We start from the raw sequence: 9,171 nt of genomic DNA on the forward strand, positions 1-9,171 counted from the left end.
ATCCGACAAGGCGGTGGATCTCTTTATCCAGCTGCTGGAAGTGGACAGTGAAACCATCGAAACCCATCTTTCTCTCGGCAACCTGTTTCGCCAACGTGGCGAGGTAGACAGAGCCATCAAGATCCACCAGAACCTGGTCACCCGCCAGTTGACTCGCGAGCAGCGCCAGCTTGCGCTTCAGGAGTTGGCCCGCGACTTTCTTGCCGCTGGCTTGCTGGACCGGGCCGAAGCGCTTTGGAACGAGCTGTGCGAAGACAGTGACTTCGAAGAGACGGCGCTGGCTCAGCTGTTGATCATCCATCAGCAACTGCGTGACTGGGACAATGCCATCTCGGTGGCGGTTCGCCTGCAAAAGTATCAAGGCAAGAAGCTGGCTGACCCCATCTCCCACTTTTATTGCGAGCAGGCTGAAAGCGCGCTGCGTGACGGCGACAAGTCCACTGCGCTTGCCAAGTTCAAGCGAGCGCTCAGCGTCAATTCAGGCTGTGCCCGTGCCAGTCTGCGTCTGGCTGAGCTGGCAATGGAAGAGGGGGAGTATGAACAGGCAAGCAAGGAGCTGCTGCGGGTATTTGAGCAGGATATCGATTTTGCCTCGGAAGCGATGCCCAAGTTGCTCGAGTGCTATCAGCAATTGGGGCGTACTCACACCCTGATCCCGCTGCTCGAGAAAGCGGTTGAAGAGCATGCTGGTGTGACGGTTACGCTGGCTCTTGCCCAGCTGGTCGAGGAGCGTGATGGCCTGAGTCAGGCTCGCTCTCTGGTGCTTCGCCAGTTGCGCCGTCACCCCTCCATGAAAGGGTTTTACCAACTGGTCGGCTTTCAGCTGGCCAGTGCGGAGGAGGGGCCGGCCAAGGAGAGTCTCGAGCTGTTGCAACAGCTAGTTGGCGAACAGATCAAAATCAAATCAACCCACAAGTGTCGGCAGTGCGGCTTTGCCACTCACTCGTTGTTCTGGCAGTGCCCATCCTGCCGGCAGTGGGGTTCCATCAAGCCGATCCGTGGTCTGGACGGTGAATAACCATCAATAGGAAGTGAGATGCTCGATCCAAAAGTACTGGTAGCGCTGGATTATCAGAACGAAGCAGATGCCTTGGCGTTCGTTGAACGTATTTCTCCGGCCGAGTGCCGTCTCAAGGTTGGCAAGGAGATGTTTACCCTTTTTGGCCCGCAGTTTGTACGCCAGCTGGTTGCCAAGGGATTTGATGTCTTTCTGGATCTGAAATTTCACGACATTCCCAATACCGTCGCCAAGGCGGTAGCAGCCAGTGCCGAGCTTGGTGTCTGGATGGTCAACGTGCATGCCAGTGGTGGCGAGCGAATGATGCGGGCAGCCGTCGATGCGCTGCAGCCTTACGGTGACAAGGCGCCGCTGCTGATTGGGGTGACCGTGCTGACCAGCATGGAGCAATCCGACATGGCACCGCTGGGCCTTGATGTGACCCCTGCCGAGCAGGTGATCCGGTTGGCCAGGCTGACCAAGGAGTCCGGGCTTGACGGTGTGGTTTGCTCGGCCAACGAAGCACGCGAGCTGAAGGCGTTGCTGGGGGCTGATTTCAAGCTGGTGACCCCGGGGATCCGTCCAAGCGGCACCGAAGCTGGTGATCAGCGCCGCGTGATGACGCCGAAAGCGGCAGTAGATGCGGGGTCCGACTATCTGGTGGTTGGCCGCCCCATCACTCAGGCTGCTGATCCGGCCGCGATGCTGGCTGCCATCAATCGCGAGTTGGCGGGGGAGTAAGCCCGGCAGTCACCGAGACCGGGTGCAGGCTGAGTAGCAGGCCTGCACCTGCACCGATCAGATGAGATTCTATGTGGACTCTGGCGCCGATCAGGGTCGATATCGGGCTCTCGCCTGCATTATAGAAATCCATTGCCAGCTTGAGTCCCACGCCAGCCAGCAGCAGCCAGCCCGATGTACGGCGACCATGCCGGATATCCTGGATGGCTCCCCAGACAAACAGTCCGTGCAGTGAGCCCGACAGCCCCATATACCACTGGGTGTGGGGGTACCAGAACCAGATCCCGAGCCCCACGGCCCCCCAGAGCAGCAGCATCAGGAGTGGTAGCCGATTATTGCCCAGATAGTCGCGAAACAGGCAGTAGAGAATAATTAAACCTGCCAGATTGAGCAGCAGATGCCACAGATTGGTATGAGCCAGATTGCCTGTTATGATCCGCCACCCTTCACCTTGAGCAATCTCTGCCCGGTCGAAGGAGAGCTGAAGATCCGGTACGGTAACAAAAAGCAGCAAGCTGGTGAGAGAGAGCGTGATAACCCAGAACAATCCAGATTTTTCTGACGACATGAAACAGCCCAACGACAAAAACAGTCGATACTGTACACGCTGTACCCGAGCCCTCAAAGCGTGCCTATGCGAATATATCGTGCCACTTGAAAACCGTACGCCTCTCTACATTCTTCAGCATCCCTATGAAGTGGCCCACCCAAAGGGCACGGCAGCACTGCTGGCTGCCTCGTTGCAACAGGCAGAGATCCGGGTCGGGGAGGATTTTTCCGGCGATACGTGGCTCAACGACCTGCTTGCCGACCCCTCTTTACGCTGTTATCTGCTCTGGCCGGATGAAGAGGCTATTTCGCCAGTAGAACTGAGACAGCAGATGGAAAGTGTCTCATCAGGTGCGACATCCGTGGCTTTTATTCTGCTCGATGGCACCTGGCGCAAAGCCTTTCGGATGTTGCAGAGCAACCCGGCGCTTGCCCGCTTGCCGCGGATCGGACTAGGTGCCATCGCAGGGCAATATGCGATTCGTAAAAAGCCGTTTCCTGAAGCCCTTTCGACCATAGAGGCGGGCTACCATCTGTTATCTCAATGGGAGGGCGAGCCCGAACGCTATGCCCCCCTGCTTACCCTTTTCGAACGGCTCAATACCCAGTGGCAAGCCTTTGCCGAGGGGCGCCGGACATGACATTGCAAGGAGTTCTCCATATGAAAAAAGCAGTTGTGGTATTTAGTGGCGGTCAGGACAGCACTACCTGTCTGGTTCAGGCGCTGGCCAATTATGACGAAGTTCATGCGATCACATTCGACTATGGCCAGCGTCATCGGGAAGAGATCGATACCGCCCGCCACCTGGTGCAACTGCTGGGTGTCACCGCCCACAAGGTGATGGATGTTACCTTGCTCAACGAGCTGGCTATCTCGGCGCTGACTCGTGACGATATCCCGGTGAGCTGTGATCTGCAGGATAATGGCCTGCCCAATACCTTCGTGCCGGGCCGCAACATCCTGTTCCTCACGCTGGCCTCTATTTATGCCTATCAGGTCGGTGCCGAAGCGGTGATCACCGGGGTATGCGAGACCGATTTTTCCGGTTATCCCGACTGTCGCGACGAGTTCGTGAAGGCACTCAATCAGGCGGTCTCCCTGGGGCTGGATCGCGGCATCCGTTTTGAAACACCGCTGATGTGGCTCGACAAGGCCGAAACCTGGGCGCTGGCGGATCACTATGGCCATCTCGATACGGTGCGCCAGCAGACGCTGACCTGCTACAACGGCATCGCGGGCGATGGTTGCGGCACCTGTCCCGCATGTAATCTGCGTAGCCGCGGACTGGACGGTTATCAGGCAGACAAAGCGGGGATCATGGCCAAAATGCGTGAGAAAACCGGACTGGGTGAGAAAAGCGGAGCATGAGCCTGCCTCTGGCTGATGATTGGGGTATAATCCGCGGCTTTTGCAACAAGCTGTGACCAAGATGCACTACCCAATCAACGAGATATTCCAGACCATCCAGGGGGAGGGGGTCTTTACCGGCCTGCCTGCCATCTTCGTTCGCCTGCAAGGGTGCCCGGTGGGCTGCCCCTGGTGCGATACCCGACATACCTGGGTGGTCGATCCTGCTCGTGAAGTGGGCAGAGAGCGTGTGCTGGATCGTTCCAACGAGTCGGATTGCTGGAGCCAGCTCACTACCGAGCAGATCCTCGCCAGCTTTGTCGAGCTTGGCTATCAGGCGCGTCATGTGGTGATCACCGGTGGCGAGCCCTGTCTCTACGATCTGACCGAGCTCTCGTCAGCGCTGTTGGCAGCGGGTTATCAGGTTCAGATTGAAACCAGTGGTACCAGCGAAATCAAGACTCATGAGCAGACCTGGGTCACGGTATCACCCAAGATCGGCATGAAAGGCGGGTTGCCGGTGCTGGTCTCTGCGCTTGAGCGGGCCAACGAGATCAAGCATCCGGTGGCAACAGAACATCATATCGAAGAGCTTGATACTCTGCTGGTTACCGCGAACCTGCGCCCGGATGTTGTTATCGCATTGCAGCCTATCAGTCAGAAACCACGAGCCACCCAGCTCGCGATGGCAACCTGTATTGCCCGTAATTGGCGACTCTCTATTCAGACCCATAAATATCTGGATATCGATTAATATGGAGTGGCTATCCGATGAGCAGGTGCTGCTTACCCTGAGCCATAAAATGCCTTACGGCAAATATCAGGGGCGGCGCATTATCGATATTCCGGAGCCTTATCTGGTGTGGATGGCCCGCAGTGGTTTTCCGGCGGGTAAACTGGGCCAGACATTGGCTCTTGCATACGAGATCAAGCTCAACGGGCTGGAGTCGATGATTATTCCCATTATTAACAGGATGTCAGAATGAGAATATATACCCGGCAGGGTGACAAGGGGATGACCCGGTTGGCAGATGGTACCCGTTTGGCTAAGGACCATTTGCGGGTAGAAACCTATGGCTATATTGACGAGCTCAACTCTCATATAGGTCTGCTGATTTGCGAGATCCCCCAGCAAGAAGCAGGTTTATTGGCAGATCTGCAGTTGTTGCAGCAAGAGCTATTTGATCTGGGCGGTGAATTGGCATTTTCCAGCGCAGCCCAAAATGAGTCAATTTGGCAGGTCAATGAGAGATGGATTAACAGGCTGGAGCAGCAAATAGACAGCTACAGCGAACATTTGCCGCCGTTGCGCCAGTTTATTCTGCCCGGCGGCTCCCGTGCGGCTGCGCAGGCCCATGTGGTGCGGACGCTAGTTCGTCACTGTGAGCGCCTGCTGTTGACCCTGAGTCGCGAAGAGTGCGTCAATCCTGATGCGCTGGCTTATCTCAACCGGATGAGCGACTGGTTCTTTACCATTGCCCGTTATCTGATCTGCAAGTCAGAGGGACAAGAAGTATTCTGGGTCAAAGCCACGGATCGCAGATAAAGATTCAGAACGTAGCCAATAAAAAAACCTCGCAATAGCGAGGTTTTTTATTGGTATCTATCACTGAAATCAGATAGCGAAATCTTCCAGTGATTTACCTGCTTCAACTGCTTTGGCAATAGCAGAAGGCATACGACCCTGACCGGTCCAAGTCTTCTCTACACCGTTATCATCATAACGATATTTGGCAGGGCGAGGGGCGCGCTTGGCTTTTTCTGCCTTGGCTGGAGTAGCTGCAACAGCGCTGACCAGCTCTGCAGGATCAATACCGGCAGCTTTCAGCATTTCGGTATATTCATTGATTTTACGCAGATGCTCTTCACGAGCCTGACGCTCAGCGGCTTCATCCTGCTGACGTTCGGCAACGATTGCTGAGAGTTTTTCCAGCGCTTCTTCCAGCTGCTCCAGAGAGAGTTCACGGCAGGTGGCACGCAGACTGCGGATATTAAGCAGCACTTTCAAAAATTCATTCATAGGATTGTCCACGTCAAGTCAGAAGGAAATATTATGTTCATCCTGATTTTTACGTGTCACTTTAAATAAGTCAAGAAGGGTAAAAATAATAAGTAGAAGATAAATCGTCATCACGAGAGATTATATTCGGCATTCAATCATATTAATGGATGCTTATGAGGCTTTAATTGGTTAAATGTGTCGCAAAAAGAAGCGAAGCTGCATCAATTGACTACCTTTTGGTGTACTAACGTCATACATCATGATTATTTAATCAAAAAACTTGCTATAAGCTGCCAGCTGGATAAAATGTCTCTCGAATACCTTTAAGTAGAGGCGCGCTGCCTATGACTACTTGTGCGGAGGGTGATGCCGATGATGCACAAGGAAAGGAGTCAGCGCCGAAGTGGCCAGGCCATCATACCGGGCTGCTGGTTCTGCATCTAATAGGTGCAGGACTGCCATAGTCATCCACTATGGAGCGCTACCTGAAGGGGCTGAGGAGTATAACCTCCCCATAGGTTTTGTTTCTTTAGATCCTCTCGGTAGATCTCCACCTGTAATCTTTAGGTGCAAAGAGATCATGGACATTAGTCATTTCGCCGACTCCGGTTGGTCCGTACTTCCCCCCTTATTGGCTGTCGCCCTGGCGATCCTGACCCGCCGCGTGCTGCTGTCGCTTGGCGTCGGTATTTTAACCGGCAGTCTGTTGCTCAATCAGTTTTCCCCCCTCGACTCCCTGCAATATATGCTGGGTACCGTGCTGAAGATTTTCTGGGTTGATGGTGCACTCAACCGTGACAACATCAACATGCTGCTCTTTATGTTGCTGCTGGGTGGCCTCATCAGTCTGATGAGCGTATCGGGTGCAACCCGCGCCTTTGCCGAGTGGGCCGCCAAGCGCGCCAAGACCCGCAAAGGGGCCAAGACCCTCACCGGCATGATGGTGTTTGCCTTCTTTATCGATGACTTCTTCCACAGCCTGTCGGTGGGCGCTATCTGCCGTCCTGTGACCGACCGCTTCCAGATCTCCCGCGCCAAGCTGGCCTATCTGCTCGACTCCACCGCTGCGCCAGTCTGCGTGCTGATGCCGATCTCTTCTTGGGGCGCTTATATCATCGCATTGGTTGGCGGCATCATGGCGGCGCACGGTCTGACCGATCAGAGCCCCATCTCTGCGTTCGTCGAGATGATCCCGATGAATCTCTATGCCGTCTTCACCCTGATCATGGTGCTGGTCGTCATCGCGTTTCAGCTCGACATCGGCCCGATGCGTCAACACGAGCAGTGGGCGCTGGAAGGCAAGTTGTGGGATGAATCCAAGGGGCGCCCCATTGGTCTGGATATGGATAGTCCGGAGGAGAGCAATGGCGGCATGATCGACATGGTGCTGCCGATCCTGACTCTGACCGCTGCCACCGTCTACTTCATGATCGACTCGGGTGCCGCAGCGCTCAGCGAAAAGGAGCTGCCTTTCAGCGTGCTCGGCTCGTTCGAAAACACCAATGTGGGCTCCTCGCTGGTCTATGGCGCCATTTGTAGTCTGGTAGTTTCCATTGGTCTGGCAATGCGTCTGAAGCTCGGTGCCAAGAACTGGATCAAGGCCGCGCCGCAAGGCGTCATGGCTATGCTGCCGGCTATCAATATCCTGTTGTTTGCATGGACCATCGGTGCCGTAGTGCGCGATGTGGAGACTGGCAAGTACTTGGCATCTCTGGCCAACGGCAATCTGCCAATCGAGGTGCTGCCGGCCGTGGTATTCATTCTCTCTTGCGCCATGGCGTTTGCCACTGGCACCAGCTGGGGTACCTTCGGCATCATGCTGCCGCTGGCCGGTGACATGGCTGCGGCCAGCGATATCAGCCTGATGTTGCCGATGCTGGCTGCTGTTTTGGCTGGCTCGGTGTTTGGGGATCACAGCTCTCCCATCTCCAGTACCAGTATCCTCTCTGCGACGGGGGCAGGTTGCCATCACATCGATCACGTGATGACCCAGCTCCCCTATGCGCTGGCCATCGCCTTCGGTGCGGCTCTCGGTTATCTGGTGATGGGGTTGATGCACTCCGGTTTTGCCGGTTTCAGCGTCAGCGCCCTCTGGTTTGTGCTCTTTACCAGTTACCACCTGAAAAAGGCCAAAGCGCAGCCAGCGCTCGCAACGGCATAACATTAATAGAGCAAGGGGCCCACGGGCCCCTTGGTTTTGGCGGGGGCTTTGGTTAGCATGCGCCCCATAAATTCAGTTTCGGAACAGTATCATGGCTTCACTGCACTACAAGTTTGCCACCATGAATTCAGGCAAATCGACCCAGCTCATTCAGGCACACTTCAACTATCTGGAGCGGGGGATGCACCCGCTGGCCATGACCCCAGCCATCGACGATCGTTTCGGTGTCGGAGTGATCAGTGCCCGGGTTGGCCTTGAACTGAAGGTGGACGTATTCAGCGACAGCTGTGATCTGTTTGAAATGGTGAAAGAGCGCCATGCCAAGAAACATATCGATGTCTTTATCGTGGATGAGGCTCAGTTCCTGACCAAGGAGCAGGTCTATCAGTTGGCCCGTATCGTCGACGAGCAGGATATTCCGGTGATGGCCTATGGCCTCAAGACTGATTTTCGTGGCGAGCTGTTCCCCGGCTCCTACCATCTGCTCTGTCTGGCTGACAAGTTTGAAGAGCTGAAGAGCATCTGCTGGTGCGGCAACAAGGCCCACATGAACTCCCGGGTCAACGAAGCAGGTCAGGTGATGCGCGATGGCGAACAGGTGGAGATCGGTGGCAACGATCGCTATGTGTCACTGTGCCGCAAACACTATCTGGAAGGGCGGGCGTTCAAATAACCCGTACCTTGCTGCAAGGTTATGAATCAAAAAGGGGGGCCAATCTGGCGCCCCTTTTGTCTATTTGCCGTTCAGTCGATTTCGATATCGACGGGGGCAATGATGGGGTCTGCCACCGGCAGGCGATGAAACAGCTGACGAAAGTGCTGCTGTACCCGGCCAATATCGACCAGCGACATGCCAGAGGCAAAGCCAAACCAGACATAGAGGCCGGTGAGATCGCGAAACATCGGCGGCAGGTAGCGGGGCGCGGCGATCAATCCCTCCAGATAGTGCTGATAGATCACCGGAATATCGTCCAGTGTCACCTTGCCGACAAACAGCATCGGCAGGATCTCGGGCACCCCCTCCAGTACGGCGCTGCGGATGAAGTTGACCGTCTCCACATAGCCTCTCACATAAGAGAGATCTTTGGTAAAGCAGGCGCCCCCTTCGACCATGCCGCCGCGAAATACCCGCTGGGTGATCTTGTAGGCATCGTGCTCGCTGGTGCCCTGGCCCACAAAGTGCTGAAACACCTCGATAAAGTCGGCACCACGCTCGGCCATGTCGATGGCCATCACCCGATCGGAGATGCGCTTGGCCCGATCCGGAAAGGAGCTGAAGGTGAGCGTCTCAATCAATACCGCCAGTCCCTCCTGACTGGCGGTGATCCGTGGCGAACCGGCGCTCAGCCAGGTGGCATAAGGTTGTTGGCGAC

The 9,171-nt window shown here is 55.5% G+C and carries 12 protein-coding genes and 1 riboswitch; of the genes, 9 read left to right on the forward strand and 3 right to left on the reverse strand.

Annotated elements, in window-relative coordinates; translation table 11 throughout:
• Together lapB and pyrF are read left to right on the forward strand one after the other, a co-directional pair.
• Positions 1 to 1,018 (forward strand): lipopolysaccharide assembly protein LapB (lapB, locus tag AACS24_RS02330; protein ID WP_258223058.1); only part of this gene is annotated, 1,018 nt, incomplete at its 5' end.
• Positions 1,019 to 1,036: 18 nt separating this feature from the next.
• On the forward strand, positions 1,037 to 1,738 hold the full coding sequence (gene pyrF, locus AACS24_RS02335; RefSeq protein ID WP_108572246.1) for an orotidine-5'-phosphate decarboxylase: 702 nt from the start codon (positions 1,037 to 1,039) through the stop codon (positions 1,736 to 1,738).
• Here pyrF and rrtA read toward each other — a convergent pair.
• On the reverse strand, positions 1,713 to 2,306 hold the full coding sequence (rrtA, locus tag AACS24_RS02340; RefSeq protein WP_082035497.1) for a rhombosortase: 594 nt from the start codon (positions 2,304 to 2,306) through the stop codon (positions 1,713 to 1,715). The two genes, pyrF and rrtA, sit on opposite strands and share 26 nt — an antisense overlap.
• Here rrtA and AACS24_RS02345 point away from each other — a divergent pair.
• From AACS24_RS02345 to AACS24_RS02365, 5 genes are all read left to right on the forward strand, one after another.
• On the forward strand, positions 2,305 to 2,928 hold the full coding sequence (locus AACS24_RS02345) for a tRNA-uridine aminocarboxypropyltransferase (protein ID WP_042032304.1): 624 nt from the start codon (positions 2,305 to 2,307) through the stop codon (positions 2,926 to 2,928). The two genes, rrtA and AACS24_RS02345, sit on opposite strands and share 2 nt — an antisense overlap.
• A gap of 20 nt (positions 2,929 to 2,948) precedes the next feature.
• The gene (gene queC, locus AACS24_RS02350; RefSeq protein ID WP_033114562.1) at positions 2,949 to 3,656 is read left to right on the forward strand and encodes a 7-cyano-7-deazaguanine synthase QueC; all 708 of its coding nucleotides are present in this window, start codon (positions 2,949 to 2,951) and stop codon (positions 3,654 to 3,656) included.
• 61 nt (positions 3,657 to 3,717) lie between these two features.
• Entirely contained in the window at positions 3,718 to 4,389 is a 672-nt protein-coding gene (gene queE / locus AACS24_RS02355; protein ID WP_033114572.1) for a 7-carboxy-7-deazaguanine synthase QueE, read from the forward strand.
• 1 nt (position 4,390) lies between these two features.
• Positions 4,391 to 4,621, forward strand: a complete 231-nt coding sequence (locus AACS24_RS02360) for a DUF3820 family protein (RefSeq protein ID WP_033114563.1) — start codon at positions 4,391 to 4,393, stop codon at positions 4,619 to 4,621.
• Complete coding sequence (locus AACS24_RS02365) at positions 4,618 to 5,181, forward strand: cob(I)yrinic acid a,c-diamide adenosyltransferase (protein WP_108572248.1); 564 nt, start codon at positions 4,618 to 4,620, stop codon at positions 5,179 to 5,181. Before AACS24_RS02360 ends, AACS24_RS02365 begins: the two co-directional genes overlap by 4 nt.
• 69 nt (positions 5,182 to 5,250) lie before the next feature.
• Here the strand turns inward: AACS24_RS02365 and AACS24_RS02370 are convergent, their stop codons facing one another.
• On the reverse strand, positions 5,251 to 5,655 hold the full coding sequence (locus AACS24_RS02370; protein WP_033114565.1) for an H-NS family histone-like protein: 405 nt from the start codon (positions 5,653 to 5,655) through the stop codon (positions 5,251 to 5,253).
• A 302-nt stretch (positions 5,656 to 5,957) separates the two neighbouring features.
• Positions 5,958 to 6,129: riboswitch (Lysine riboswitch) on the forward strand.
• Positions 6,130 to 6,217: 88 nt separating this feature from the next.
• On the opposite strand from AACS24_RS02370, the gene AACS24_RS02375 reads away from it, so the two are divergent.
• Positions 6,218 to 7,798, forward strand: coding sequence for a Na+/H+ antiporter NhaC family protein (locus AACS24_RS02375; protein ID WP_108572249.1), 1,581 nt, complete (start codon positions 6,218 to 6,220; stop codon positions 7,796 to 7,798).
• 91 nt (positions 7,799 to 7,889) lie between these two features.
• Positions 7,890 to 8,471 carry a thymidine kinase gene (locus AACS24_RS02380; protein ID WP_108572250.1) on the forward strand — a complete coding sequence of 194 codons (582 nt, stop codon included), beginning with the start codon at positions 7,890 to 7,892 and terminating at the stop codon, positions 8,469 to 8,471.
• Between the two features lie 71 nt (positions 8,472 to 8,542).
• On the opposite strand, the gene AACS24_RS02385 is transcribed toward AACS24_RS02380, so the two are convergent.
• On the reverse strand, positions 8,543 to 9,171 hold a 629-nt coding region (locus AACS24_RS02385; RefSeq protein WP_258223059.1), incomplete at its 5' end, for a flavohemoglobin expression-modulating QEGLA motif protein.

Source organism: Aeromonas sp. HMWF016, assembly GCF_963878195.1.
Taxonomy (GTDB): Bacteria; Pseudomonadota; Gammaproteobacteria; order Enterobacterales; family Aeromonadaceae; genus Aeromonas; species Aeromonas lacus.